The sequence below is a fragment of the Streptomyces sp. cg36 genome (genome assembly GCF_041080675.1).
GTDB lineage: Bacteria > Actinomycetota > Actinomycetes > Streptomycetales > Streptomycetaceae > Streptomyces.
This window is the reverse complement of sequence record NZ_CP163520.1, coordinates 8,409,678-8,434,861: the sequence shown is the minus strand read 5'-3', so window position 1 is coordinate 8,434,861 and position 25,184 is coordinate 8,409,678. Positions and strand designations below refer to the sequence as shown.

The window sequence follows — 25,184 nt, the reverse complement described above, 5'->3', positions numbered from 1 at the left end:
CCAAGTGCGGCAAGAGGCTTCGTTTCTCAGCCGTCCGGACCGTCAGCAAAGGGCGTCTCCTTTCCTTCCAGCTCCGCAAAGCGCACCCGGTAACGGGCCGCGATCCGCTCTGCCTCCTCCGACCACGCCGTACCCAGCGCATTCAGATCCGCCAGACACGCCTGCTGAGCCGACTGCAGCGCGTCCAGCCGTGCCTGATCGGGCACTGCAGCCTTCCATTCCCGGTCAATTTCCCGGCTGTACCAGGCAAAGACCGCCAAGACCGGATCCGCCGCACCCTCCGCCTCATAGCCCGTCTCTCCTGCCGCGGGAGTCATCGGCACGGGCTCACCGGACGGGCCCTCGGCCGTCGGGTCGGACATGGCACAGACCACCTCGATTAGTCTCCGTGAGCCCGTCATTCTCCGGCCGACTGCAGCCGCCCACAAGGCCGTCCAACAGCGGATCCCCCTCCCGGGGGGACTGTCCGGGAAACGCCCACATGCCTCCCTCCCGGTGAGGCACCCTTGCGCGCCGGGCCACCACCGGGCATAGATTGGATGCCACGGATCACCCGGGGGGATGTCGTGGCGGGTCGGGATCTGCGCATGCTGTTCAGCGCCAACCACGCGCACTGGGACGCCAATGAAGCCTTCACCAACCGCCAAGCCCAGTGGCACGAACTGACCATGGCCCTGACACAGCACCTTCAGCGCATCGGCGACCCGCACTTCGACGCCGAAGACATCGAAGCCCCCCGCCGCAACATCCTCGTCTTCCACGGCGTGGGCGGTATCGGGAAAACCACCCTCTCACGCAAAATAGAAGCCTCTCTCCTCAACTCCACACAACGCCCCCCTCAATGGGGTGAGCCGCCCTGGCCCACGCTCCGTATCGTGCCCGTACGCATCAATCTCGCCCGCTCCAGCGGTACCGATTTCGAACGCGTCATCCTGACGATCAGGCTTGCCCTCGCATCCCTCGGCCGCCCCCTCCCCGCCTTCGACCTGGCTCTGCGCCGCTACTGGGAACATGCTCACCCGGGCGAGCCGCTGGAAGACTACTTACGGCGCAACAAGCTCACGACGCGATTCGGAAAAGCACTCCCCCAGCAGATACAGTCCGCGCTCAGCGATGTCGCACAAGCCCTGCTGCTGCCAGGAACAGTAGGCTCCGCCGCCGGCCAGCTCTCGGGTGCACTCGTCAAGGCACTGCGCGAACGCCGCCAGACCGTCCGCGCACTCGCCGCCTGCTCCCGCCTCGCCGACATCCTCCAGGCCGACTGCGACTGGGACGCACTGTCCTACTATCCTCACCTGCTCGCCTGGGAACTCGCCCACCTGCCGCCCAAGCAGCGCGCCCTGCCGGTCATCCTGCTCGACACCTTCGAGGAAATCGGCGACCGAACCCACCGCGAAACCGAACGCCTCATCCAACGGCTGGTATGGCTCCTGCCCAACGCCTTCTTCGTCATCACCGGACGAAACCGACTCCAATGGGCAGACGACCGCCTCCAGGGCCAACTCGACTGGACCGGCCCCACAGCATGGCCAGACCTCGCATCACCTGATCCCGTTTATGGCCCGCTGTCCAGCATCCGGGGCAACCATCAACGCCAGGTGCTGATCGGTGATTTCAGTCATGAAGACTGCCACGACTACCTCACCCACCGGCTCTCCGATAACGGACAGCCCCTCATCAGCTCAACCGTGCGACGCGTCATCGCCGACCGCTCACAGGGCCTGCCGCTCTTTCTCGATATCGCCGTCATGCGGTTCCTGGAAATCCACCGCACCGGCCGCGAACCGCAACCCTCCGACTTCACCGTCGACTTTCCCGCACTCATCACCCGCACCCTTCACGGCCTCACGCCCGACGAACGCCACGTCCTGCGCACGGTAAGCCTCCTTGACGCATTCGACATTCCACTCGCAGCAAAAGCCGCCGGCCTGCGCCACCAGGCAGCCGCCGCCCGCCTGACCGAACGGCCATTCATCCGCGAAAACACCGCCGCCCGCTGGCCCTTCCACCTGCACGCCCTCATCCGCTCCACCATCCGTCACGCAGACGACCAGAGCGACGACCGCTGGACACCCGACGACTGGAAACAGGCCGCACAGCACACATTCGACGCGCTCGGCGAGCAGTGGACCCTCGATCGGTCCCGCGACCGGTCCCTGCTCATCGCCTGCCTCCGCCAAGGGCTCTCCCTGGCCCGCGAATTCAGCCTCGCACTCGGCTGGCTCACGGAAGCTGCCTGGGCATATGTCGCCGACGCCGGGTGGGAACCCCTCACCCCCGCTGGGCCCCCGTCCACGCCGCCCGCACCAAACACGCCTACGGCCGCGGACATGCTGGCTGAAACCCTGCACGCACTGGCACGGCGCCAGCACGAACACCGCACCCACACGGTGGAACGCCTGACCGCCGTCATCAGATCCCACCGCCTGCCCGATGACCTGGAAGAGGCGGCGATCTACTACCTCGCCAAGGCCCACCGCGATCTCGGACATACCCAGGAATCCCGACGCGGCATGCAACGCATCGCCTCCGGCGGTGGCCGCCTGGCGCCTGCCGCCCGCCGCGGCCTGGCGCACCTCTCCCGCCTCGCCGGCGACTTCCCCGCCACCCTGGAAATAGCACAGAGTCTGGGATGGGAAGGACGACACCACCGAATAGCGGGCGACGTATGGTGGGCCCACGGGGACATGCAACGAGCCAGCGAAGCCTTCCAAGCCGCACGCCAGGAAGCCGAAGACCACAACGTGGCCGGCGAAGCAGCCACCTGCCAAGCCATGCGAGCCCTCGCCCTGGCCTTCCTCGACCCCAACCAGGCAGACGACGAACTCCAGCTCGCCCAACACCTCGTGGACCACCTCGACCTGCGCGCCACACAGCTCACCATCGAGATCGCCACACTCGCCCGCGACGCCGGCACCGACCAGGACATCGACGACCGCGCCCGCCTCCTACGCACCGAAATCGACAACGCCGGCCTCATCACCTCACGCGCCACTCTCGAAGTCGCACTCGCCTTCCACCACACCCTCCTCCACAACCACAACCAATACAGCGCAGCCGTAACCCGGATACAACAGCTCATACACAACGGCAACTACCAGTACTTCGCAGACATCGCCCACTTCATGAGCCAAAGCCCCGCACCCACATACAGCACCACACACTGGATCAACAGCCCGCACACCCCCCACCAACGCTGGCAACACCACATCACCACCCGACGCGCCCACCTCAACCTCACACCATGACAGCCAGCACAGCCCCAGCTCGGCAACCACCCACCACCCAACCCACTCATCGCCGCCCCCGCCTGCGCGGGGACCAGGACTCCCGCGGGCCCGGGCCGCCTTCCGTTCAGGTTCACCCCCGCCTGCGCGGGGACCAGAGCAGCATCGCCGCGATACCGCCGCCCATCCACGGTTCACCCCCGCCTGCGCGGGGACCAGGGCCTGGGGAGGTCGTGAGGCGCGCCCCGTCGCGGTTCACCCCCGCCTGCGCGGGGACCAGTCTCCGACGGTGTCCGCGCCCTTCACCCGGGCCGGTTCACCCCCGCCTGCGCGGGGACCAACTGCTCCGGGCCCGTTCCCGGGCGGCCTGCATCGGTTCACCCCCGCCTGCGCGGGGACCAGTCCGGATCGAAGAGGCGGACGATGCGGCCGGCCGGTTCACCCCCGCCTGCGCGGGGACCAGGAGCGCGGCGCGGCGATCCAACTGGGCCGCGATGGTTCACCCCCGCCTGCGCGGGGACCAGAGCTGCTCCGGGTGGACCTGGAGCTGCGGGTACGGTTCACCCCCGCCTGCGCGGGGACCAGGATGGTGTCGGCGACCCGTAGGGCTTCGCCTGCGGTTCACCCCCGCCTGCGCGGGGACCAGACCGCGGGCGAACTCGCCACGACCCTGCTGTCCGGTTCACCCCCGCCTGCGCGGGGACCAGTGCTCGGTGAGCTGCTTCGGGCCGCCGGTCCCCGGTTCACCCCCGCCTGCGCGGGGACCAGAACGCCGCGTCCAAGGCTTTGCCCCGCATCCACGGTTCACCCCCGCCTGCGCGGGGACCAGCCGCTGGCGCCGTCCAGCACCACAGAGCCGGTCGGTTCACCCCCGCCTGCGCGGGGACCAGCCAACCACGCCGGAGGTGGCGACGGACGCGTTCGGTTCACCCCCGCCTGCGCGGGGACCAGGTCAGCTCGGTCACCAGCGCGTCGAACGGCCTCGGTTCACCCCCGCCTGCGCGGGGACCAGCCCTTGGAGGCGTCGACCAGGAAGACGCTCATCGGTTCACCCCCGCCTGCGCGGGGACCAGTTAATAACGGCGCGGTACAAGGTCCAGGGCTTCGGTTCACCCCCGCCTGCGCGGGGACCAGTGCAACAGCTCGTCAGCGCTGGAGCGCCGGAGCGGTTCACCCCCGCCTGCGCGGGGACCAGGGTGAGGGGCGCGGCGGGCTCGGGCAGGGCATCGGTTCACCCCCGCCTGCGCGGGGACCAGCATGAGTGTGCAGATCTCGGCTCGGTTGAGCGCGGTTCACCCCCGCCTGCGCGGGGACCAGCGTGGGCCGCGGCGTCAGCATCTTCGCAGGGGCGGTTCACCCCCGCCTGCGCGGGGACCAGCCCACATGCGGACCGTCACCGACGCCCCCGTTCGGTTCACCCCCGCCTGCGCGGGGACCAGGGCGTCGCGGAGCCTGTCGCGTTCGGCCTCGGCGGTTCACCCCCGCCTGCGCGGGGACCAGTTGATCGCGTTCCAGATCGCTATGCCAGCCGTCGGTTCACCCCCGCCTGCGCGGGGACCAGTCCAGGGCTCCGGATACCGCAGCACCCATCACCGGTTCACCCCCGCCTGCGCGGGGACCAGGTACGCAGGGGGTCGTGCGCTGAGCTCGGCTCCGGTTCACCCCCGCCTGCGCGGGGACCAGCCGCCCGCGGCGATGACCCCGGCGCGGAGCGCCGGTTCACCCCCGCCTGCGCGGGGACCAGGTACGCAGGGGGTCGTGCGCTGAGCTCGGCTCCGGTTCACCCCCGCCTGCGCGGGGACCAGCCGCCCGCGGCGATGACCCCGGCGCGGAGCGCCGGTTCACCCCCGCCTGCGCGGGGACCAGGGCGGCCAGGAGCTGGTGGCGGGTGGCGGTCTCGGTTCACCCCCGCCTGCGCGGGGACCAGAGCGTTCGAGCACCCCAACGACGGAATGGAAACGGTTCACCCCCGCCTGCGCGGGGACCAGACTTCCTGAGCTGCTACGTTAAAGCGGCTTTGCGGTTTCTTGACCCGTCCTGCCGAGCATGACCATGGAGTCCTCGCTCCTTCTTCTGGTGTCGAGATTTCGGCATTCTAGACGCGCACCACCGGCCTCCGCGGCAGGATGCATCAGCAGACTTCATGCATCAGGCATGGCGAAGAAGGCATTCTCCGCCCGAAGGAAACCCGTCCGCGGAGACGGAGGAGCCCGGTCCCCGTTCCCTGACGAGTTCACGCAGGCGCAGGTGCTCGTCCCAACAGGGCATGCTGGAAGGGTGCGGATCCTCTTGGGGGATGGCTGAGCTGGGAAGACGCTGATCGGTGTGTGGCCGCGCCGCTGTGCTTCTACCGTGGCAGGGTGGAGGTGCGGTGCCATGGTGTCTTTGCCGGAGGAGCTTCAGGCGCGGGAGGCCGCGGCTCGGCGTCGAGTGGAGGAACTCCAGGCTGAGGCTGCGGAGTTGGCCCTCCGGCTGGAGAGGGCTCGGGAGGATCTGTCGCGGCTGGAGATCACGCGGGAGACCGTCGCGCAGGTGCTGGCGGAGCTGTCGGCCGCGGAGGCCGAAGGGAACGTTGCGGCGGGGGATACGCCGGAGGCAAAGGAATCGTCGATGCCTCATGGGGTCGGGGCGATGGTGGTGCCGCCGTGGCGGGAGGGTCTGGTCGTGGCGGTGTTGCCGGATGTGTACCGGGACATCGTCGAGGTCATCGCCGATGCGCCAGGGCCGGTCCAGGCCAAGCAGATCGTGCCGCGGATCGGCCTGCCGACGACGACCGGGAAGATCGAGACCACGCGGTCGAAGCTGAAGCGGCTGGTGGAGCGGGGATGGCTGGACGAGGACAGTCCGGGACGGTTCACCCTGGCCCGGCGGGGTCCGGGCCGGGACCGGTCCAACTCCCGGTGACCAAGGGGCTCTTCTCCGTAGATTCGTAGGTGCCAACCAAACGAATCACAAGAAGAGCCGAAGAAGAGCCCCGCATGGAACTCTACGACGCCTTACCTGAGCCTGATCCCTACCTCGCCTCCCGCAATGCCTTCGAATGCCTCATCTCGACGCTGGCCGGCGGCCCGGCGGCGGACCTGGCGCATGACGAACTCGAAGTGCAGCTCGAACGGCTGGGGCGAGAGCTGCTGCGGCAGCTGATGCAGGACCACCTCGATGAGCGTGCCAGGAAGGAGGAGGACACCCTGCGGACGCACGGACGAAAAACGGTGGTCACGGGACCGGAAGGACAGCCCAGGCCCTGGTGGGAAAGCGGCCACCATCGCCTGCTGACCTGCCTGTTCGGAACGGTGCACGTGACCCGGATCGCTCATCGCGGCCGAGGGGTTGCCAACGTGCACCCGGCGGACGCGGCATTGTCGCTGCCCGCCGGCCGACACTCCCGCGGCCTGGCCCGCCTCGCGGTCCTGGAAGCGGTGAGAGGCTCCTTCGACCAGGCCGCCGCCGCGATCGAGCGACGCTGCGGGAAGGTCTTGGGCAAGCGCCGCCTCGAAGAACTGGTGGTCGCCTCCGCCGTCGACATCACCGCCTACTACGCGGCGAAGATCCCCACCCCGTGCACCCGCGAGATGCCCCTGGTCATCCAGGTCGATGGGAAGGGAGTCGTGATGCGGCCCGAGGCGCTGCGCGAGGCCACCCGCAAGGCCGCGGCCAAGAGTGCGGCGGCCGGGCGGCGCGGGCGGCTCGCCCCCGGCGAGAAGCCCAACCGCAAACGGATGGCTACGGTGGCCTGCGTCTTCGACACCGTTCCTGCCCCGCGTCGGCCGCACGACATCATTCATCCGCCCGGCGGCCGCAGCGAAACCCGGCCGGTGCGGCCGGGCCCGAAAGCTCAGCACAAGTGGTGCACCGCCTCGGTGATCCGTCCCCCGGAGCAGGTCGTCGCCGACGCCTTCGCCCAGGCCGCCTCCCGCGACCCCCAGCATTTACGGGACTGGATCGTGCTCGTCGACGGCGCCCGCCACCAACTTGACCTGATCCACGACGAAGCCGCCCGCCGCGGCACATCCATTCACATCCTGCTCGACTTCGTTCACGTCGCCGAATACTGCTGGACGGCCGCGCACGCCTTCCACCCGCCCGGCAGTCGTGAAGCCGAAACCTGGGCCGCGGACAAACTCACCGCGGTCCTCGCTGGACACGCCGACCGCGCCGCCGCCGAGATGACCGCCCAGGCCGCATCCGAACAACTTCCCGCCGCCCGCCGCGAGCAGGTCGCCACCTGCCACCGCTACCTCACCGGACACCTCGACCAACTCCACTACGACACCGCCCTGAACAACGGCTGGCCCATCGCCACCGGCGCCATCGAAGGGGCCTGCCGCCACCTGATCGCCGACCGCCTCGACATCACCGGCGCCCGCTGGGGACTCGACGGCGCCGAAGCCATCCTCCAACTCCGCGCATTGATTACGAACGGCGACTTCGAGGACTACTGGACCTTCCACGCCACCCGCGAACACCGACGCCTCTACCCCAGCCCCGGCCAACAGAACTACAGCCTCACTGCCTGATCCCGACCCATCACTTCAAAGGATCCGCACCCAACGCCGGTTCACCCCCGCCTGCGCGGGGACCAGCGTGCTGTCCTGTCGGACAGCCTGTGGGGCCGCGGTTCACCCCCGCCTGCGCGGGGACCAGGCCTCAGCCGCACGACGAAAACAGGCACACCTCGGTTCACCCCCGCCTGCGCGGGGACCAGCGCGACTATGCGCAGCGCCGCCGCCTGTTTCTCGGTTCACCCCCGCCTGCGCGGGGACCAGGCCTGGCAGCGCAGTTACGCAGCCGCAGTCGGCGGTTCACCCCCGCCTGCGCGGGGACCAGAACCAGGCCGGACTCGACCGTGCGACCGAGGTCGGTTCACCCCCGCCTGCGCGGGGACCAGTTGACCATGCCGGGCCCGGCGTAGATCAGCTCCGGTTCACCCCCGCCTGCGCGGGGACCAGACTTCCTGAGCTGCTACGTTAAAGCGGCTTTGCGGTTTCTTGACCCGTCCTGCTGAGCATGACCATGGAGTCCTCGCTCCCTCTTCTGGTGTCGAGATTTCGGCATTCTAGACGCGCACCACCGGCCTCCGCGGCAGGATGCATCAGCAGACTTCATGCGTCAGGCATGGCGAAGAAGGCATTCTCCGCCCGAAGGAAACCCGTCCACGGACACGGAGGAGCCCGGTCCCCGTTCCCTCACGAGTTCACGCAGGCGCAGGTGCTCGTCCCAACAGGGCATGCTGGAATCCGCGAACCGGGTACGAGTCTGGCCGGTGCCCGCAGGCGGGTGGGGCAATTCGCCGACACGTCAGCCACCGTCAGTCAACGAGATGAGGGGCTGCGTCCGTCCCAGCTGCCGAATGCCACGCTGCCACGGACTTCGCGGCCGGCGGTCGGTGCAGGTCCGGTGCTTATCGGCGGGGGGCCACGTCGCGGGCTGCGCAGGCGAGGAGTTCACCGATGGCAGCCTCACCAGAGTGCGGGGGCCGTTGACGCCATTGCGTGAGCGTCTCCTGCACGGTGTCCACGACGGCGTGTACGTGTTGCGTCAGGTCGTCGTCGAGTGCGGTGATGTGCCCGTCGGTGGTGCGGCCGGTGATCACGAGGGTGCCGGCCAGCGGGTACAGGGCCAGGCCCCGCCAGGCACTCGCCAGCGCCCAGCCGGCCCAGTTGCGTGCAAGGCCCATGGCGCGGCCGCTGCCGTGCAGGTGCAGTACCGCCCGGCGGTGGTACACCGCCTGGTCAACGGCGTCGGGGGACCCGACCTGCATCCGGATCAGGGACAACGCGCCCGTCTGCGGCAGGTCGAGCTCGGTGAGGGTGGTGCCGGGGTGCGCAGGGCGCGCATGGTTCCTCCTGCGTCCGGGCGTGGCTTTACGGCGTGTCCGGGGTGGGGTGGTGGGTGAGGGTGTGCCAGCGGCGTTCGAAGTCCTCGCGCTGCCCGGCGACGAGCTCAGGGGTGACTGGCTTGCCGTACTGGGCGGTGATGCCGAGCCGGCCGCATGCGCGCGCCACCTCTGCGGGCGCGGGCGTGCCGGTGTGTGCCCGGTGCTGGGCCCAGAGGGTGTAGATGCGCCAGCGCACGAAGTGGCGGCGCAGGTTGGCCGGGCTGACGGGCCTGCCGCCGCGCCCCAGCAGTCCCTGCGCGGCCAGGTGGGCCGACAGCTGCCCGTCGCTGGGCTCAGCGCCGTGTTCCTCCTGGTAGTCCCTCCAGGCAAGGTAGTAGCGGTCAGAGGCAGTCAGGCCGTCTCTCCCATGCCCGCCCGGGGGCGAAGGCGGTCTTTCGAGGCGGGCGTTGACCCGCCGTCCACGCTGCCTGGCCGCGCCCCGGGCACCAGCCCCCACAGCCGCCGGCAGTGCAGGATCCGCCGGCCGTGACGGTTCGCCGGTGTCTCCTTCGCGCACCTCGGCCGCGTGACCGGCCGACGCCGCACTGCGTCTGCCGGCATGCGTCGAGGCGCGTCCGGCGATGCGCGCTGCGTCTGCCCCGGTGTCTGCGGCGTGGCCGGCTGCATCGGGTGAGGAGGGGTGTTCCTCCTTGTGCTCATCGCCGTCGCAGACATCGGCGTGATGGCCTGCGACGCAGTCGCCCAGAGGCTGTGGGCCGAAGACCGCCTGGGGATGTGGTGGGGAGCGGTGCTGGTCGGCTTGGAGCAGGGGTTGCAGTTGCTGGGCGGACAGCGGTTCGTCGGGACCTGTGACGCGTGCGGGGGTGCAGCGCGGCCGGACAGCTTCTGGTGCGGCCGACAGGTTGGCCGGAAACCCGGCAGGGAACGGTGCGTCGGCATCGGTCGACCGCCCGCCCACCGCCCGGACTTGGCCGGGCGGCACAGGTATCGGGGCGGGCTGGGCCGCCGGCGGTGACGCTCGGTTCTGCCCGGCGCCCTCCGCCCCGGCATTGGCGCGGCTTTCGTTCACCCAGGACACCGCCTCACCCGCGCCTGCGGCCTGGGTGTCGGGGAGGAGGAGTGGCTCCTTGATGCCGGCTGCGGCGAGTCCGGCCGGGCCGGTGTCGGCGAGCGGGACGCCGAACTTGGCCAGGCGCAGTGGCATCAGCGACTCGACGGGTGCCTTGCGGCGCCAGGCTCGGCCGTAGCGGGCCTGGAGGCGCGCCTGGTAGACGAGGCGGTCCTGTTCGAGCTTGATGACCTGTTCGTAGGAGCGCAGTTCCCACAGCTTCATGCGGCGCCAGAGCTTGAAGGTGGGCACCGGGCAGAGCAGCCAGCGGGCGTAGCGGACGCCCTCCATGTGCTTGTCGGCGGTGATGTCGGCGATGCGGCCCACCGCGTGGCGGGCGGCCTCGACGGCGACGACGAACAGGACGGGGATGACGGCGTGCATGCCGACGCCGAGCGCATCGGGCCAGGCGGCCGCACTGTTGAAGGCGATGGTGGCGGCCGTCAGCAGCCAGGCCGTCTGGCGCAGCAGCGGGAACGGGATCCGGATCCAGGTCAGCAGCAGGTCGAGCGCGAGGAGCACACAGATGCCCGCGTCGATGCCGACCGGGAAGACCAGGGAAAAAGTCCCGAATCCTTGTCTCTCGGCGAGGGCCCGCACCGCCGCGTAAGAACCCGCGAACCCGATCCCGGCAATGATCACCGCGCCCGCGACCACCACCGTGGTCACGACCCGATGTACGCGGCCGAACACCACCGCCCGCCGCTCCTCCCCCGCCGCCACTCCCTATACCCCTCCCCCACCACCATCCACATCGTGAACTCCATTCACACTCCCACAGCACGCAGCGCCATGGACAGGACAGACCAGTCGCATTTGCGCCAAGGTGAAATCCCATGAGCGGTTCCGCCCGGCGCATCCCACGACGTGGTGGCGGCGAGTGCCCTCAGCGGCGGCCGGTTGGCCAGCCCACTGATCAACGGCCCGTCACACGTGATGATTCGGCGACTCGCAACGCGTCGGCAACTGCTTGTACAGCCTCCACCGTCAGCTCCTGCGCCGAGAATCGGGCACCGGGATCCCCCGCACCGCCTCGACCGTCCCCTCGCGGAGCTCCGCCAGAGGCGGCGCACGACGCCATGGCCGCATCGCAGATCCGGCACGCGTCCCGGTGAACTGGCCTTTCATGAAATCGCGGCCAGAACCAAAGCCCGGGTCCTCACCACCCCGCCCGTCCGTTACTCCGGTCTCCCCCCGCCCCCGGTCGGGAAGTCGAGTGGGAAGCGTCTGGTGAACCGTCCACGGCTGGCTTCCTGTTGCCGTGGGTCCCGATGACCGAGCACAGCGCCCATCTCGCCTTCCCCGCCCGGATGCTGGACGTGTGGCGCCCCCAGACGATGACCCTGCTGGCCCTGGCTGGAGTGGCGATCGCCGCACTGGGGGCCGTGATACCGGCGCGTGCGGCAGCACGGCAGACCATTGCCCAGGTCCTGCATACCGAATGACGGCGGCGCAGCATCGCAGGGGACTCATGGCAGGGGGCTCACATGCTGGGCGGGCAAGGCACGTATCAAGCAGCCGACGGACCCGTCCGGGTACCCATTCGCGGCCACCGCCTCACACAGCGCAAGCGCCATCCACGACCGATCGGCATCCACAGGCACGGCCGGTCCCCCAGTTGTCCGCGGACAACCCCGCTTGTCCGGCCCCCGCCCCTGGCCGACCTGCACGCACCGCATCGAGGCCGCGCGGTCAACTCCCTTCCCCGGCAATGTCAGACCACGCAACACCAGCGAGGAGCAGCCCTCCCACAGCGCCACCGAGGCCATGGCCAGCCCCTCGCCTCGACGAGACCAGACAAAGACCGCAAAGAGTTCCACAGCATCCCGAATCAACCCACAACGAAAGGCAGGGACAACAATGAAACCCATCAGACGACTCACCGGCACGCTCAGCGCCGGCGTCACCCTGCTCGCGCTCGCATTCACCGCCGCCCCTGCACACGCGGACTCCGCCACTCCGGCAACACCCGGCTCCGCCCCGGTACGCATTGCGTCCCCCGGCAAGACCACACTCCTTCCCCGCGCTCCTCAGCACCTCACGCCCGCCTCCACCACCTACGGCCCCTACCTGGTCAAGAACGTCGTGACCGGCAAGTGCATCGACATCCCGGGCTACGGCCCTGGCACCGTGAACGGCCCGGTCAACGAGTACACCTGTGACGGCTCTTCCCGCGACAACCAGCTGTTCTACTGGGACTACCTCGGAGACAGCTCCAACGGCTACAGGCTCTACAACCTGCGCAACGTCAAGGACAATCTGTGCCTCGACGTGCCGAACTACGGCAGTGTGAGCGCCGGCACCAAGGTCAGCGAGTTCTACTGCAACCAGACGACCGGCGACAACCAGATCTACGGTCAGGTGCCCCGTTCCGACGGGAGCTTCTGGCTCGTCAACCTCGCCAGCGGACTGTGCCTGGACGTGGACGGCGTGCGCACCGGCGGCAACGACGCCCGGCTCACCCTCTACTACTGCAGCGACAACGACGACCACCACTGGACCATCCCGTAAGCAGACCGGTACGGCTCGTGGTGCGGAGCCCACCCGCCGCACCACGAGCATCCGCAGCAGCGGCGAAACCCCACCCGAGGACACGTCCGTCACGGGTGGGGAGAACGCTCCCACAGATGCCGTGACGGCTGCACTGACCGGCCGGTGCTGCGGGCGGGCCCAGGGCCGCGCCCGCTGGCGTGAGGGCTCACAGAGGGGTGCCGTACAGGGCCCGGCGGTCGCCGGTCATCGCGTAGCGGCGGGCGGCGAGAGCGTGTTCGAGGAGTTCGCCGATCGGCTCGCACACCGGCTCCAAACCTCGGCGGCGTCGATGTCGCCGAGGTAGGCGGCGCGACTTCCAGCATCAGCTCCCCCACCGCACGGGCATCGGCGGCGATCTGGTCGACGGCGTGGTCCAGCGCGGCCATATCCGGATCAAACGGCGGGCCACTGCCCGGGAGCGGTGGCGGCATCGGGGCGGAGGTCCGCCACGCCACTGCCACCAGCGAGCAGGGCCCGCTGGGACAGGGCGCAGTCGAGCGCGGCCAGGCCGCTCTGCCAGCCCGGCAACAGCCCCTGTTCCGACATCAGCCGGATGCGCAGCCGGGCCCGCCTACGCTGTCAGGGCCCCCGCCGCCAGTTCCCTGATCACAGCCGTGGGCACATCCTGTCCGACCAGCACTTCCACGATACGCACACTCGCCTCCGCCCCAAGCTCCTTCTCCCTGTCCCTGGCTACGGACAACAAGTACGACACACCGGACGAGCTGAGCAGTGGGCCGTGGAGCACCGTGAGCGCATCCATCGCTCTTGCCGGGCGTCTGGCAGAGGTTGCCGATCTGCAGGAGCGCGCCGACCGGTCCGCGCACACGCGGGAGACGGGCGGACGCACGGTGTGGGCGGCCAGGCAGGCGGGCCTGGAACCGCCCGCGCCGGCCCGCGCCGCGTGGCCGGCGCAACTGGCCGAGGCACTCATGGCCGAAGAAGCCCACCGCAACGCCCCGCCGGAACGGAGCTGGGAGGAGTCCATGGCCGAGGCCCAGCAGAACACCAGCACCCCGCCGGATCTCCGGGCCCGCCAGGGGGCAGTCCAGCTCACGCCGCCGGAGCAGCTGGCCACGTGTGCCACACGCTCTTCGGGATGATCGGCTACGCGCTGCTCCCGGACCACATCGACTTGAGCGACCACCCGGAGCTGGTGGCCGACATCCGCGATTATCTTGGGTGCCCAGCAGCCGTGAGGCACCTGAGAATTGACCTCCGGCCCGGCGCGTGCCCGGTGGATATCTGATGGTTCGTCAGGCACGTGAGGTACGTCAGTGGCGGGTGGTCCCGGCGCCTTGGACCATGTCGGCGGCAAGGTCTGGGTGCTCCCGGTTCCAGTGCCGAGGTGTGGCCTTCCCGCCGGCCCGGGCTGCTGGTGTGGGTGCGGCTGTGGTCAGGCCCGGGTGGTGAGTCGTGCGAGTGCCGTGTCGTACCGTGCCTGGATCTCGGGGTCCGGTGCTGCGCGCAGGAGGGCGGCGAGGGCGCGGACCGTGCCGTCGTCGTAGCCGGCGGCCTCCGCCTCACGGGCGGCGAGGTCGAGTTGGGTGGTGCCGTCGGTGTGGTGGCCGAGGCCGAGGAGTGCTTCGCCCTTGATGATGAGCAGCAGGATGTGGGGGATGTCGGTGGTGCCGGACCCGTAGCCGGAGTTCAGGGCCTGGTTGGCGGTGGTGAGGGCTTGGTGCCAGTGGCCGGCGTCGGCCTGGTGGCGGGCGAGGTGCTGGGTGGCGAGGCGTTCGATCCTGCGGTCGCCGCTCTGGCGGGCCAGGCCGGCGGCGCGTTCGCAGCTGGTGGCAGCCTGGTCGAGGTCGCCGAGGGCGGCTTGGGCCATGGCGAGGACGATCAGGGCGTTGGCCTCGGCGAACGAATCGCCTGCGCGGGCGGCGAGCGCGTGGGCGGCCTCCAGGTGGACGAGGGCCTCGGGGGTGCGGTCCTCTTCGGTGAGGACCCAGCCGAGCATGTTGAGGACCCGGGCCTCGCCGTGCTCGTCGGCACCGGCCCGGGTGGCGGCGAGGGCGGTCTCCAGCAGCGGCGCCCAGCCGTCGCGCACGCGCCAGACGATGAGTGGCCACATGGTCATGGCGAGGCGCCAGGTCCGCTCGTGCAGGCGGGCGGCGCTGGCGGCAGCGACGGCCTGGGTGAGGTTGTCGCGTTCGGCGGTGAACCAGGCCACAGCGGCGCCCCGGTCGCCGAACTCCCTTACCGCGAGGGGCGCAAGGAAGCCGGTGGGGAGGGGGAAGCAGTCCTCCGAGCCGGGTTCGGCCGCCGCGACGGCGGCGGTGGCGGTGGTGATGTAGTGGTCGAGGACCCGCGTGAGGGTGTCGGGGTGGGCGTCCAGGCCGCGGGCATAGAGCCGCACGAGGTCGTGCATCTGCCACCGGCCCGGCGCCGTCTCGGTGAGCAGGTGCGCGGCGGTGAGGTGCTCCAGGGCGGTGTCGGCGCTGACGGGGTCGGTGGCGGCCAGGGCGGCGGCCGCGTACCGGTCGACGTGGCTGCCGGGGTGACGGCCAAGGGCGGCGAACAAGTGGCGGACCGGCTCGGCAAGCTGGCGCAGGGTGAGGTGCAGTGCGGCGCGCACCCCGGTGTCCTCCAGGTCCAAAAGGCCCAGCCGCCGTGTCTCGTCGGACAGTTCGTCGGCCATCACGGCCAGCGACCAGCCGGGCCGTCCCGCCAGGCGGGCGGCTGCCACGCGCAGCGCGAGGGGCAGGCCGCCGCACAGCCCGGCCAGGCGCAGGGCTGCGGCCGGCTCGGCGTCGATGCGGTCGGTGCCGAGGATGCGGGCCAGGAGCGCGGTGGCGTCCTGGGGGGTGAGGACGTCGACGGCCAGTGGGCGGGCGGTGTCGGTGACGATCAGGGCGGCCAGGCGGTGGCGGCTGGTGACGACGGTGACGCAGCGGTCGCCGCCCGGCAGGAGCGGGCGGACCTGTTCGGCATCGCGCGCGTTGTCGAGAACGACCAGCAGCTGGCGGTCGGCGGCCAGCGAGCGGAACAGGGCGGACGCGGCGTTTTCCGACTCCGGTATCCGTTCGCTCGGCACGCCCAGGGCCGTCAGGAACTCACGCAGTACGTCAAGGGCGGCCGGCTCGCCCATGTCGCTGAAGCCGCGCAGGTCGGCGTAGAGGCGCCCGTCGGTGAGCCCGGCCGGGTCGTGGCGGGCCCAGTGCAGCACCAGGGCGGTCTTGCCGACCCCGGCGGGCCCCACCACCAGGCAGACGGGGGCCTCGCCCGCGCTGGCCCGGGTCAGCGCGGCCAGCTCCCCGGCCCGGCCGTGAAAGCCCCGCGGCGCGCGCGGCAGCAGATCCGGCGCGCTCGCGGGCGGGCTCGCGGTCACGGTGGCCTCCGGTGCGGCGGCGGGCAGCTCGGCGGTGGGCGTCGTGCGGGCGGGGCGGGGCCGGCCCAGGCTGGCGGCCTCCTCCAGCTCCCGGAAGCCGGCCGCATCCAGGCCCAGGGCCTTGGCCAGGGCCTGGACGGTGCGGCGCTGCGGGCCCCGGGAGCGGCCCTGCTCCAGATACGACAGGGTACGCACGCTCACGCCTGCCGCATGCGCCAGGTCCTCCTGGCTCAGCCCCGCCCGACGCCGCAGCCCGTGCAGCAGCACGCCGAAGGAGACGGCGGCCGGTGCGGACGACGTGATGCTGAAGGAACCGGCCGGTGTGGACGAGGCCATGCTGATGATCTTCCCCTGGTTCGACGTGGCCCCGCCGAACGCCGAACCCCACCCGCAAAAGTATGCGGCACACAGTTTTGCGGGGGAAATTGCCTGGCTGGCGCCCGCCCGCCCGGGTTGGATCGAGGTCTGAGGAAGAAGACCCCCGGCAGCTGCCGCGGGAGCCCCACCCCTTGGCCGAACCCCCGCCCTGACCGGGCGCGGCCGGGCAGGGCTGTCGTCTTCTCGCCTCGCTGACCGTCCCCCGCCCACAACCTGCCCCGACGCTGCGGCAGGCGTGCGACGGGGTGTCCTCGCCGTGCGCCCCACATCCGCACGGCAATGCTTCAGGGAGATTCACCCGATGCACCTGCATCCGATACCCACCATGCGCCGAACCGGAAAGCAGCTCACGGTCCTGCTGCTCGCCCTCGTGTCCGCCTGCAGCGTGCTCTTCGGGGCCGCCGCACCCAAGGCCCACGCCGAGACCACCCAGCGGTTCACCACCATCGACTGGCACCTGTACCACTACGAGGCGCCAGACAGAAGCCGAGGGGCGCTTGACAGCTTTAACGACTACAACGCCATGGTGAACGCGCTGCGCAACGCCGCCGGCCACCAGATGGACGGTGTCAGCAACAGCCCGGGGTACATGGACACCACGGCACGCCGCAACACCAACCGGGTCATCCGGGTCCTGGTCTGGACCCACGAGGCGGACGGCAACCGCGCGCACCTCGCGCTGTACTTCAACGTCGACAACCTCTACTTCCTGGGCTTCTCCGCCCGCGGCCAGCACTACCGCATCGTCCCCCGCGCCAACCAGGCCGCGGCCGCGTACACCAACCACCTGCCGGAGGAGCTGCGCCTCGGCCTCGACCCCAACAATGTCCCGCCGACCGCCCCCGCGTTCAACGAGATCACCGGCGACGGCAGCTACGCGCAGATGTCGGCCTCGCCCGAGTGGCGGGGGGCCCAGACCTACGACCGGACGACGATGTACGAGCAGGTGCAGAACCTCACCAACGCCACGCCGGGCAACCGCAACTCCACCACGGTGAACCGGGCGATGGCCTACATCATCGGCGCCACCGCCGAGGCCGCCCGCTTCGGCTGGATCCAGAACCGCGTCGCCCAGACCCTCTACGCCGGTGGCGACCCGCAGGACAATATGGCGGCCAACATCGGCGCCTTCGGCACCGACCTCGAACTCAACTGGAGTGACCTGTCCCGCATGGCGCACAACACCGCGGCCCACCGCGCCGACCGGGGTGTGAACATCGACGGGCGCTTCTACGGCAACGTGGACGACATCGGGATCCCCGACCCACGCCGTCCCTACCTGACCCCCTTCCTCGCCCTGTACAACAGCGGACGCTGACCCCCCGCTCCGCTCTTCAGCCGGGCCCGGTCCACCACGGACCGGGCCCGGCCTGTCACACCCGCCCCCACGCCCGCAAGCAAGCAGGCGCCTCGCGCCCCAGCAAGCCGCGTGCGGCCAGCTGACACCCGAGGAGAAGGCCAGGCAGAAAGGGAAGAACGAGCCCCGTATCCGTCTCGTAGGGCCGATGGGAAAGCTGACCGGCGACCTCGGCAAGCCGCTCGGCGGTAAGAGGGTGCAGAGGAGCGCATGACGGAACGTCAGTCACGGTTGCGGGCGGTGTAATGGCGGGCCTCGCGTCGGGCCCTGCACTCCTGACCGAGGAGTACGAGCGCGTACGGCAGGCACGAGGCGAGCACGACGATACGGGTGAGCAAGCGGTGGGCGGGGCGTGCGGTCATGCCGGTTTCTCCTGATGTACTGGATGTCCGCCGAGGGTGCGGATGTGTCCTGATGCGAGGGCGCCCCGATTGCCGGGGCACGCCACAGGGCCGGCGGATACCGTTGATCGTTCCCCAGGTCGTCCGGCGAGCGGATCGACCGAAGGTCTGAACCGCTCGCCTTCACCCGGATCGACCGAAAGGCCGAGGCGAAGGCGGGCCTGCCCCCGTACGGTGTCCATCATGATCCACTTCTTGGCGCGCCGCACACCGGCGCTCCGTGCGCTGTCGCGCCGGGCGGCCGTGGCAGCCGGAACCGCTGTACTTCTGGCGGCGACCGTCGCGGAGGGCCTGGACACCGGATTCTGGCCCACCAGCGCGGCGACCGTCTTCACCGGCCTCCTGGCCAGCGCGGCGCTGGTGGTGCCCGAGCGGTATCTGGGGCGTACGGGCACAGCCGCAGCGCTCGCCTCGGGTGCGCTGTCGGCGCTCACCAGCCAGCTCCCCGAGCGCCCCGAACACCTACCGGGCCTGGTGGAGATGGGCGCACTGCTCCTGCTCATACCGCGTGCGGTGCGCCACCTCGGCGCCGCCCGCGCGCTCCTGCTCTGTGCCGCCGCCTGGCCGGCCGCGGGCATGGTCTTCCTGCGCCTGCCCACCTACGACTACACCCGCATCCGCGCCTACGGTGTCCCGTTCATCGTGCTCGCCGGGGCGCTGATGGCGGGTCTCGGCCTCTATCTGCGCCTTCTGGATGCCGCCCGTGAACGCGACCGGGACCACCACTTGCAGGCCCAGCGCCTGGAGTACGCACGCGAACTGCACGACTTCGTCGGCCATCACATCACCGCGGTCACCGCCCAGACCAAGGCCCTGCGCTTCCTCGCCGCGACCGGGCAGCCCCCGAGCGCCCGGCAGCTGGACGATTCGCTGGCCCGGATCGAGTCGGCGGGCGCGGAGGCGCTGGGCGCCATGCGCGCCATGGTGGACGTGATGCGCCGCCACCAGGAGCCGCCGGTTCGCGTGGCGCACGGGTTGGACGACCTGCGTGAACTGGTGGCCGCGGCGGCCGGGGCCGGTCCCGCCGTCGCGCTGACGGTGGATCCGACCCTCGCCGTCGACCCGCCGCCCGACCATGTGGCGGCCGTAGTCCACCGCGTCGTCCAGGAGGGCCTGACCAACGTGCGCAAACACGCGGGCGGCGCGGCGAAGGTGACTGTGGACGTGCGCCGCGACCGCGGCGAAGCCCCTGGCCTGGCCGTCTACGTCACCGACGACGCACCGGCGGCCCGGCGCCCGCAGCCCGTCCGCCACCGCCCCGTCGGCATAGCCGGGCTCACCGAACGCGTCGAGGCCCTGGGCGGCACACTGCGCTCCGGCCCGCGCCCCGGCTTCGGGTGGCAACTCCACGCCGAGATACCACTGGAAGCACGGTAGGGCGGAGCCGCGCGGGCTGCCACGAGCGGTGGAACCTGCCGCGCCGACGCGGGCGGCGAAAGGCTGCCCGGCAAATTTCCGGCCTCACCACTGCCCACGCCTCCACGGCGCACGGCCGCCCCAGGGAAGAAGTGCACAGCCACGGGAAGTAGGGGCCGTAGCCTGCATCCATGGATCAGATACCCCCAGGCCACCGCCCACTGCGACCGGTACGCGTCCTCCTTGCCGACGACCAGGCCACACTGCGCGCTGCCTACCGGATGATCCTGGACTCGCAGCCCGACATCGAGGTCGTGGGCGAGGCGGCGGACGGTACGTCAGCCCTGGCTGAGGCACGTCGGCTTCGCCCGGACGTCTGCGTGCTCGACATCCGTATGCCCGGCACGGACGGCTTGGAGGTGACCCGACTCCTCGCCGGGCCGGACGTGCCCGACCCCCTGAAGGTGGTCATCGCCACCACCTTCGACCTCGATGAGTATGTCTCCCGGGCCCTGGCGCACGGCGCCTGCGGCTTCCTGCTCAAGGACTGCTCGCCCGCCCTGCTCGTCGAAGCCGTCCGTGCGGCGGCCGCCGGTGATGCGCTGATCTCGCCCTCCATAACCGTACGCCTGCTCCGGGAACTGGCTGCCCCTCCCAGCACCCTGCCCCCCGGTCCCACCGGCGGCGACCGCCCGGAGGGTCCCCTCACACCACGTGAGCAGGACGTGGTGGCCATGGTCGCTCGCGGGCACACCAATGAGGAGGTGGCCGCCGCGATGTACGTCACCCTGTCGACGGTCAAGACGCACCTCGGCAACATCCAGCGCAAACTGGGCGCCCGCAACCGGGTGGAGATAGCGGCCTGGGCCTGGCGCAATGACCTCGGCGACACGGCAGGGGCGGGGCAGCGAGGGTGACTGCGCTGCACATGAGGTCGCCAGCGCGTCACACCTGTCCTCGCGCTCTCGTGCTCCCAGCGAAGGCGAATCAGGCCGACACGCATCGGCCGTAAGGCCGAGCTGCCGCTGGCGCAAGCACTCAGCCGAAAGAAGGAAGCCGCAAGGGCTCGAAGTCCGCCAAGATGGAATCAGCGGCCTCAAGGCACCGCTCCGGTTGGCAACTTGATACAGAGTTCCCCTGTGGACTCAACTCGCCATGTTCGCAACGGGTCCCCAAGGCGGGGCTGCTCATGTCCGCCCTCTGCATCTGGTCCGCAACCCGGTGAGCAGGACCACGTGGGCCAACCAGGCGAGCAGGCAAGGCCGTTTCTACCGAGGTCAGGTTGTGTCCCTGCCCCGCACGGCAGCGGACGCTGAGGATCTCATCCAGGAGAAATATGTGGTACTGGTCAACCCTCTTCCAATGAGTTGAGGTCGTGGGCTTCGTATCTGACTGTGCAGTGAAAGGAGGTGTCCCATGGCGTGGTGGAACTATGTGGTTTGCATCCTCAGTTGACGTCAACCTCATGAAATGTGGCCTTGATGGATATTTTCCTGGGAACGGAGACTGCCCCCTTCAAGGAAGGGTGATCCTCCTCCGTCCTTACCTCGTGCAAGGGGATTTGGGCTGCGGCACGAGACGCCATAGCTCCTGGCGGATGGGTTCGCCTTCAAGAGCATCCGCCTCCGTCAGGAGCCTGCCGGTATCCCCTGATGGAGCAGAGCAGCAGTAGGGGCAGGGCCGCCCCGGCCGCTGCCACTTCCCCCTGGAGTGATCATGTCTCGGATGTCTCCGTTGCGTTGCCTTGGCTCCCTCGCCGTAGCCGCGTCGTTCCTGGCCGCCTCCGCCCCGGCCGCGTAGTCGGCGGCCGGTCCGGCGGCGGCCGTGACCGCCGTGCAGGCCCATGGAACGGGCAGTGTCACGGTCTCGGGCCGTCTTTCGCCCGGCGCCACCTCGACGAGGTCGGCCCGCCGACCGGCGGGGACGGGAAGATCACCGTCTCCGCCGACTACCTGCCCGAGATCGACGGAAGGCCCGTCCAGCTGCGAAAGCGCCTGCACCCGTCCGCGACCGCTACCCCGCTGCCCGCACGAGCTCCAAGCCTGTTTCCACGGGCTCGGCCCACCCTGGGCCAAATCCGGGACGTGACGGCAGAATTCGCCCTGTGAGTGGAGTCTTTCCGGATCCTTGCCGCATGCCGCCGACACCTTAACCGGGGGGCACCGTCAGCAGGCGGTGCCCGGCATCTGTTACGGCTGTGTCCGCGGCATGTGCCTCAGCTGTCCGTCCCTGTCGGCAGGGTCGCGTGTGTGGCTCTGGCGTCGATGCGGGCAGGAGCATCCGGTGTGTGTACAGCCGCGTTGCGCCACGCGACCGGTGACATGCCGTAGGCGGCCTTGAAGGACCGGCTGAAGTGCGCGGCGCTGGCAAAGCCCCAGTGGTGGGCGATGGCCGCGATGGTCCTGCCTCGGGTCTGGCCGGCACGCAGGGTACGGCGGCACTGCTCCAGGCGGCGCTGCTGGATCCAGCGGCTGACGGTGAGTCCCTCCTGCTCGAAGAGTTTGTGCAGGGAGCGTACGGACATGTGGTGGTGGCGGGCGATGACTTCGGGGGTCAGCTCCCGGTCGGTGAGGTGTTCGCTGATGTGGGCCTGGATCCTCAGCAGAGTCATCCGGGCGGCGTTCGGTGTCTCTTGGAGGTCGAAGCCGAGGTGTTCCTCCACGAGCGTCTGGATCAGATCGACGGCGTGGCGGGCGACGGACTCGCCGGTCTGCGGCTGGTAGGTGCCGGCCGTGTCGACGAGGTGGGACAGGAAGGGCGTCACGAGCCGGCCGAGCGGTGAGCGGTCGCCGAGCGGTGTCGCGGTGAGCCGCTGGAGGTCTGATTCGCTCAGGCCCAGGGCGCGGCGGGGCAGAGCCAGCGACTTGGTCCGGAACCGCTCGGGGACGGTCAGCTGGACGGGGCGGGACATGTCGTAGACGAAGAGCTGGCCCGCGCTCAGACATGTGTCCCGGGCGTCCTGCTCGACGCGGACCGCCCCGTGGCTCAGGACTTTGACGACCACGTACTCATCGTTGTTGCTGCCGGCGATCAGACGCCGGGTCCGCTGGGCCCGATGGGGTTCGCCTTCCACGGTGACGGCCTGGAGCGAGCCGACCAAGGAGGTCCGGACCAAGCCGTACTCGACCTCGTAGGGGACCTTCATGTCCACGGACCCGAACGTGTTGGAGAGTGCTTCACGCCAGTAGGCGCGCCTGTGCGAGGCGGGCAGCCCCTGGGTTGTGTAGTGCGCTGCCGCACCCCCGAGGTCCCTCTCCGGTATCTCCAAGGACACGATCCCACCCCTTTTGACCTGGATGTTTGAACCACAGCATGCCATCGGACAGGTAAACGGCAAACCCGTCAGTAACCCACCGGGGCCTCAACGAGCAGGAGTTGGGCAGAGCACCCCGGAGACGGGCATCTCACGGCAGGCAAGGCGGTGGCGGACCCAGCCGGGACGGCTGCGCCACAGCGTTGGCGGGCCGCCAGCCATCGCCGTCCGCCGCCTGCGACTTGCGGGCCGCGCATCCCCTCCAGCCCTGTCCCCGCGCAAGGGAAGGCGCCCCCGTGCGAACGCCGAGCCAGCGCTGTGCCGAGCGATGTCGCCTTCGGCCGGATGCGGGGCCGTCATCTCTGCGCGCGCAGGCAAGCAGCCCGGAGGCATGGAACACGCCCTCAACTACTACCGCATGATCGACCGGATCCACCAGCTCAGCTACGGCGACGTGACTGGCGAGCAGGGCGTTACCCAGACCACCCTCGAACAGGACCGGATCATCCAGGTACGCATCCGCGACACCGGCGGCAACGACCTGGTATCGATCTGCCTGTGGGCCGACAACCTCTACGTCGCCGGCTTCTACGCCCCCCGCGGCACCTCTGACATCAGGCATTTCGAGTTCGCCGACAACCGGCGGGGCTTCGCCGAGGCCCAGGGCGTCGAGCACGTCCGGTCCCTCGTCCGCAACGGCAACTACGACGCCCTGCCGGGCGGCAGCACCCGGGAGAACCTCGTCCTCTCCCCGGCGAGCGTCTACAACGCCGCCTACACCCTCGGACACGCGAACGGCTACACCGACCAGGTGGGCCGCTCCCTGGTCGTCATGATCCAGGTCCTCTCCGAAGCGGCCCGCTTCGGCCGGATCCTCGAACGCGTCTACGACAACATCTACAACCACCGTGAGAACGCCCTGGGCTGGGAGTACCGGTGGCTGGAGGCAGCAGAACCCCAGGGACGTGCTGATCAGGCTCAACCAGATCATGCGAGGCTGGGCCAACTACTTCAAGCACGCGGTCTGCAAAGCCGCCCTGAGCTCCCTGGCCAGCTTCACGTGGCACCGGGTGATCAGCTGGTGGATGGCGCTGCACCGACCACAACGGACGGTGGCACAAGCTCTCGGCGGACGGGATCGAACTGTTCGACCTCCAGGCGGTGGCGGTCACCCGCTACCGCTACAGAGGCAACACGATCCCCAACCCCTGGACACACCTCAACCACGCCTGAACGGCAGAGACCGTGGAGAGCCCGGTACTCGGAGACGGGTACGCCGGGTTCGGCGAGCGGCACGGATAAACGGACTGGTGGCAACACCGGCACCGCCCTCCGTGCCGACTCAACAGGCACCTTTTCGGGCCCCGGCCGCGTGCTGGTGTGCACGGACAACACTGGAGTCCACCGACACCAGCCACTCGATGTCGCCTGCCGCGTCCGCTCGCGCCTGCGCGGCCCGGAGCATCCGCTCGAACGTTCCGTCCGCCGCCCACCTGCGGAAACGGGTGTGGAGGCCGGCCCACGACCCGTACCGGTCGGGCACATCCCGCCAGGCGACCCCTGTCCGGAACTTCCACACGATCCCGCTCAGAATCGTCCGGTCATCCAGCCGCGGCCGTCCCAGCACAGGCCGAGGCAGCAACGGCTGCACGAGCTCCCACTCAGCGTCCGACAGTTCATGGCGACGTATCACCCGCCCATGATCCACAACCCAAGATCACTTTGACGACAGACCCCAGGGGCCGGCATGTCTGCGCCGAAGGACGCGCCAATCGCCGTGATCGGTATCGGGTGCCGGTTCGCTGGGGGAATCGATTCACCCGCAGTGCTGTGGCAGGTCCTGAGAGACGGCCGGAACGTGGTGGACGAGGTCCCGGCACACCGGTGGGACATCGACGCCGTCTACGAGCCGGAGCCGGGCATCGCCGGCAGGACAGCATCCCGGTGGGGCGCTTTCCTGGTTGATGTGAGCGGTTTCGAGCCGGGCCAGGACGCGCCGGCGCCTCCGTCACGTCGGGACACGGACGGGGCCCGGCCGACACGTGTCGGCCGGGCCCCGTCCGTACTCCGCTGTTACCCGGTGGGCCGCGCGCCCAGCAGCGCCGACGCCGCCTGAAGCGGTGTCAGCGTGCGCGCGGGCATCGCCTCGGGGGCGACACGGCACGCGAAGCCCAGGAGGGTCATCGCGCGGACGACCTCTCGGGCACTGAAGTCGCGGCGGTCTTGGCGCGTGATGACCTCGCCGACCTGCATGACGGGGTAACGGCGGTGGCCGATCGTCACGGACGCGCCGTCAACCGGCTGGGGCCTGACGCCGTCCATCGTGTCCTCCACCCCGCTCTTGGAAAGGTCGAACGGAAAGCGGGCGATGACACAGCGCATGGAACCTCCGGGGAGGAAAG

21 protein-coding genes, 2 pseudogenes and 2 CRISPR repeat arrays are annotated in these 25,184 nt (G+C 70.0%); of the genes and pseudogenes, 14 read left to right on the top strand and 9 right to left on the bottom strand.

Going from position 1 to position 25,184, the window contains the following annotated elements; translation table 11 throughout:
• Window positions 1-26 precede the first annotated feature (26 nt).
• Window positions 27-362, bottom strand: a complete 336-nt coding sequence (locus tag AB5J87_RS37140) for a hypothetical protein (protein ID WP_369383167.1) — start codon at window positions 360-362, stop codon at window positions 27-29.
• A 225-nt stretch (window positions 363-587) separates the two neighbouring features.
• Here AB5J87_RS37140 and AB5J87_RS37135 point away from each other — a divergent pair, with 225 nt between their 5' ends.
• The 3 genes from AB5J87_RS37135 (at window position 588) to AB5J87_RS37125 (ending at window position 7,744) form a co-directional block, all read left to right on the top strand.
• On the top strand, window positions 588-3,248 hold the full coding sequence (locus tag AB5J87_RS37135) for an ATP/GTP-binding protein (RefSeq protein ID WP_369383166.1): 2,661 nt from the start codon (window positions 588-590) through the stop codon (window positions 3,246-3,248).
• 48 nt (window positions 3,249-3,296) lie between these two features.
• Window positions 3,297-5,215: a CRISPR direct-repeat array (repeat unit 29 nt; unit sequence CGGTTCACCCCCGCCTGCGCGGGGACCAG).
• Window positions 5,216-5,603: 388 nt separating this feature from the next.
• Window positions 5,604-6,131, top strand: coding sequence for a hypothetical protein (locus tag AB5J87_RS37130; RefSeq protein WP_369383165.1), 528 nt, complete (start codon window positions 5,604-5,606; stop codon window positions 6,129-6,131).
• Between the two features lie 74 nt (window positions 6,132-6,205).
• Window positions 6,206-7,744 (top strand): ISKra4 family transposase, encoded by a 1,539-nt coding sequence (locus AB5J87_RS37125; RefSeq protein ID WP_369383164.1) that lies wholly within the window; start codon window positions 6,206-6,208, stop codon window positions 7,742-7,744.
• 37 nt (window positions 7,745-7,781) lie between these two features.
• Window positions 7,782-8,176: a CRISPR direct-repeat array (repeat unit 29 nt; unit sequence CGGTTCACCCCCGCCTGCGCGGGGACCAG).
• 452 nt (window positions 8,177-8,628) lie between these two features.
• Here the strand turns inward: AB5J87_RS37125 and AB5J87_RS37120 are convergent.
• Both AB5J87_RS37120 and AB5J87_RS37115 read right to left on the bottom strand, forming a co-directional pair.
• Window positions 8,629-8,988: a hypothetical protein gene (locus AB5J87_RS37120; protein WP_369383163.1), complete on the bottom strand. Its 360-nt coding sequence runs from the start codon at window positions 8,986-8,988 to the stop codon at window positions 8,629-8,631.
• A 103-nt stretch (window positions 8,989-9,091) separates the two neighbouring features.
• Window positions 9,092-10,870, bottom strand: coding sequence for a DUF2637 domain-containing protein (locus AB5J87_RS37115; RefSeq protein WP_369383162.1), 1,779 nt, complete (start codon window positions 10,868-10,870; stop codon window positions 9,092-9,094).
• A gap of 575 nt (window positions 10,871-11,445) precedes the next feature.
• On the opposite strand from AB5J87_RS37115, the gene AB5J87_RS37110 reads away from it, so the two are divergent.
• Window positions 11,446-11,619, top strand: coding sequence for a hypothetical protein (locus AB5J87_RS37110; protein WP_369383161.1), 174 nt, complete (start codon window positions 11,446-11,448; stop codon window positions 11,617-11,619).
• A gap of 415 nt (window positions 11,620-12,034) precedes the next feature.
• Entirely contained in the window at window positions 12,035-12,685 is a 651-nt protein-coding gene (locus tag AB5J87_RS37105; RefSeq protein WP_369383160.1) for an RICIN domain-containing protein, read from the top strand.
• 414 nt (window positions 12,686-13,099) lie between these two features.
• Here AB5J87_RS37105 and AB5J87_RS37100 read toward each other — a convergent pair whose 3' ends face one another.
• Entirely contained in the window at window positions 13,100-13,252 is a 153-nt protein-coding gene (locus tag AB5J87_RS37100) for a hypothetical protein (RefSeq protein WP_369383159.1), read from the bottom strand.
• 203 nt (window positions 13,253-13,455) lie between these two features.
• Here AB5J87_RS37100 and AB5J87_RS37095 point away from each other — a divergent pair, with 203 nt between their 5' ends.
• Both AB5J87_RS37095 and AB5J87_RS37090 read left to right on the top strand, forming a co-directional pair.
• Window positions 13,456-13,809, top strand: coding sequence for a hypothetical protein (locus AB5J87_RS37095; protein ID WP_369383158.1), 354 nt, complete (start codon window positions 13,456-13,458; stop codon window positions 13,807-13,809).
• Entirely contained in the window at window positions 13,806-13,955 is a 150-nt protein-coding gene (locus AB5J87_RS37090) for a hypothetical protein (protein ID WP_369383157.1), read from the top strand. The genes AB5J87_RS37095 and AB5J87_RS37090 overlap by 4 nt, the downstream gene beginning before the upstream one ends.
• Before the next feature lie 147 nt (window positions 13,956-14,102).
• Here the strand turns inward: AB5J87_RS37090 and AB5J87_RS37085 are convergent, their stop codons facing one another.
• A complete protein-coding gene (locus tag AB5J87_RS37085; protein WP_369383156.1) occupies window positions 14,103-16,373 on the bottom strand; it encodes a helix-turn-helix domain-containing protein in 2,271 nt (756 codons plus the stop codon).
• Between AB5J87_RS37085 and AB5J87_RS37080 the strand changes: the two genes are divergently transcribed.
• Window positions 16,360-16,506: a hypothetical protein gene (locus AB5J87_RS37080; RefSeq protein ID WP_369383155.1), complete on the top strand. Its 147-nt coding sequence runs from the start codon at window positions 16,360-16,362 to the stop codon at window positions 16,504-16,506. The genes AB5J87_RS37085 and AB5J87_RS37080 overlap by 14 nt on opposite strands.
• Before the next feature lie 234 nt (window positions 16,507-16,740).
• Entirely contained in the window at window positions 16,741-17,733 is a 993-nt protein-coding gene (locus AB5J87_RS37075; protein ID WP_369383154.1) for a ribosome-inactivating family protein, read from the top strand.
• A 260-nt stretch (window positions 17,734-17,993) separates the two neighbouring features.
• On the opposite strand, the gene AB5J87_RS37070 is transcribed toward AB5J87_RS37075, so the two are convergent.
• Window positions 17,994-18,134, bottom strand: a complete 141-nt coding sequence (locus AB5J87_RS37070; protein ID WP_369383153.1) for a hypothetical protein — start codon at window positions 18,132-18,134, stop codon at window positions 17,994-17,996.
• 222 nt (window positions 18,135-18,356) lie between these two features.
• On the opposite strand from AB5J87_RS37070, the gene AB5J87_RS37065 reads away from it, so the two are divergent.
• The gene (locus tag AB5J87_RS37065) at window positions 18,357-19,550 is read left to right on the top strand and encodes a sensor histidine kinase (RefSeq protein ID WP_369383152.1); all 1,194 of its coding nucleotides are present in this window, start codon (window positions 18,357-18,359) and stop codon (window positions 19,548-19,550) included.
• Between the two features lie 170 nt (window positions 19,551-19,720).
• On the top strand, window positions 19,721-20,446 hold the full coding sequence (locus AB5J87_RS37060) for a response regulator (protein ID WP_369383151.1): 726 nt from the start codon (window positions 19,721-19,723) through the stop codon (window positions 20,444-20,446).
• Between the two features lie 1,298 nt (window positions 20,447-21,744).
• Here AB5J87_RS37060 and AB5J87_RS37055 read toward each other — a convergent pair.
• Window positions 21,745-22,803 (bottom strand): helix-turn-helix domain-containing protein, encoded by a 1,059-nt coding sequence (locus tag AB5J87_RS37055; RefSeq protein WP_369383150.1) that lies wholly within the window; start codon window positions 22,801-22,803, stop codon window positions 21,745-21,747.
• 22 nt (window positions 22,804-22,825) lie between these two features.
• Here AB5J87_RS37055 and AB5J87_RS37050 point away from each other — a divergent pair.
• Both AB5J87_RS37050 and AB5J87_RS37045 read left to right on the top strand, forming a co-directional pair.
• Window positions 22,826-23,683: pseudogene (locus AB5J87_RS37050) on the top strand (ribosome-inactivating family protein); the annotation flags it as partial.
• Window positions 23,684-23,771: 88 nt separating this feature from the next.
• A pseudogene (locus AB5J87_RS37045) lies at window positions 23,772-23,831 on the top strand (group II intron maturase-specific domain-containing protein); the annotation flags it as partial.
• A 293-nt stretch (window positions 23,832-24,124) separates the two neighbouring features.
• Here the strand turns inward: AB5J87_RS37045 and AB5J87_RS37040 are convergent.
• Window positions 24,125-24,409 (bottom strand): transposase, encoded by a 285-nt coding sequence (locus tag AB5J87_RS37040; RefSeq protein WP_369383765.1) that lies wholly within the window; start codon window positions 24,407-24,409, stop codon window positions 24,125-24,127.
• A gap of 120 nt (window positions 24,410-24,529) precedes the next feature.
• Between AB5J87_RS37040 and AB5J87_RS37035 the strand changes: the two genes are divergently transcribed.
• On the top strand, window positions 24,530-24,898 hold the full coding sequence (locus AB5J87_RS37035) for a beta-ketoacyl synthase N-terminal-like domain-containing protein (protein ID WP_369383149.1): 369 nt from the start codon (window positions 24,530-24,532) through the stop codon (window positions 24,896-24,898).
• On the opposite strand, the gene AB5J87_RS37030 is transcribed toward AB5J87_RS37035, so the two are convergent.
• A complete protein-coding gene (locus AB5J87_RS37030; RefSeq protein ID WP_369383148.1) occupies window positions 24,856-25,164 on the bottom strand; it encodes an SCO5918 family protein in 309 nt (102 codons plus the stop codon). The genes AB5J87_RS37035 and AB5J87_RS37030 overlap by 43 nt on opposite strands.
• Window positions 25,165-25,184 lie beyond the last annotated feature (20 nt).

What these genes read in the sequence shown, in the direction of transcription:
- AB5J87_RS37140 (WP_369383167.1), bottom strand. Translation starts at nt 362, where the DNA reads ATGTCCGACCCGACGGCCGAGGGCCCGTCCGGTGAGCCCGTGCCGATG.
- AB5J87_RS37135 (WP_369383166.1), top strand. Translation starts at nt 588, where the DNA reads ATGCTGTTCAGCGCCAACCACGCGCACTGGGACGCCAATGAAGCCTTC.
- AB5J87_RS37130 (WP_369383165.1), top strand. Translation starts at nt 5,604, where the DNA reads ATGGTGTCTTTGCCGGAGGAGCTTCAGGCGCGGGAGGCCGCGGCTCGG.
- AB5J87_RS37125 (WP_369383164.1), top strand. Translation starts at nt 6,206, where the DNA reads ATGGAACTCTACGACGCCTTACCTGAGCCTGATCCCTACCTCGCCTCC.
- AB5J87_RS37120 (WP_369383163.1), bottom strand. Translation starts at nt 8,988, where the DNA reads ATGCAGGTCGGGTCCCCCGACGCCGTTGACCAGGCGGTGTACCACCGC.
- AB5J87_RS37110 (WP_369383161.1), top strand. Translation starts at nt 11,446, where the DNA reads ATGACCGAGCACAGCGCCCATCTCGCCTTCCCCGCCCGGATGCTGGAC.
- AB5J87_RS37105 (WP_369383160.1), top strand. Translation starts at nt 12,035, where the DNA reads ATGAAACCCATCAGACGACTCACCGGCACGCTCAGCGCCGGCGTCACC.
- AB5J87_RS37100 (WP_369383159.1), bottom strand. Translation starts at nt 13,252, where the DNA reads ATGTCGGAACAGGGGCTGTTGCCGGGCTGGCAGAGCGGCCTGGCCGCG.
- AB5J87_RS37090 (WP_369383157.1), top strand. Translation starts at nt 13,806, where the DNA reads ATGATCGGCTACGCGCTGCTCCCGGACCACATCGACTTGAGCGACCAC.
- AB5J87_RS37085 (WP_369383156.1), bottom strand. Translation starts at nt 16,373, where the DNA reads ATGGCCTCGTCCACACCGGCCGGTTCCTTCAGCATCACGTCGTCCGCA.
- AB5J87_RS37075 (WP_369383154.1), top strand. Translation starts at nt 16,741, where the DNA reads ATGCGCCGAACCGGAAAGCAGCTCACGGTCCTGCTGCTCGCCCTCGTG.
- AB5J87_RS37070 (WP_369383153.1), bottom strand. Translation starts at nt 18,134, where the DNA reads ATGACCGCACGCCCCGCCCACCGCTTGCTCACCCGTATCGTCGTGCTC.
- AB5J87_RS37065 (WP_369383152.1), top strand. Translation starts at nt 18,357, where the DNA reads ATGATCCACTTCTTGGCGCGCCGCACACCGGCGCTCCGTGCGCTGTCG.
- AB5J87_RS37060 (WP_369383151.1), top strand. Translation starts at nt 19,721, where the DNA reads ATGGATCAGATACCCCCAGGCCACCGCCCACTGCGACCGGTACGCGTC.
- AB5J87_RS37035 (WP_369383149.1), top strand. Translation starts at nt 24,530, where the DNA reads ATGTCTGCGCCGAAGGACGCGCCAATCGCCGTGATCGGTATCGGGTGC.
- AB5J87_RS37030 (WP_369383148.1), bottom strand. Translation starts at nt 25,164, where the DNA reads ATGCGCTGTGTCATCGCCCGCTTTCCGTTCGACCTTTCCAAGAGCGGG.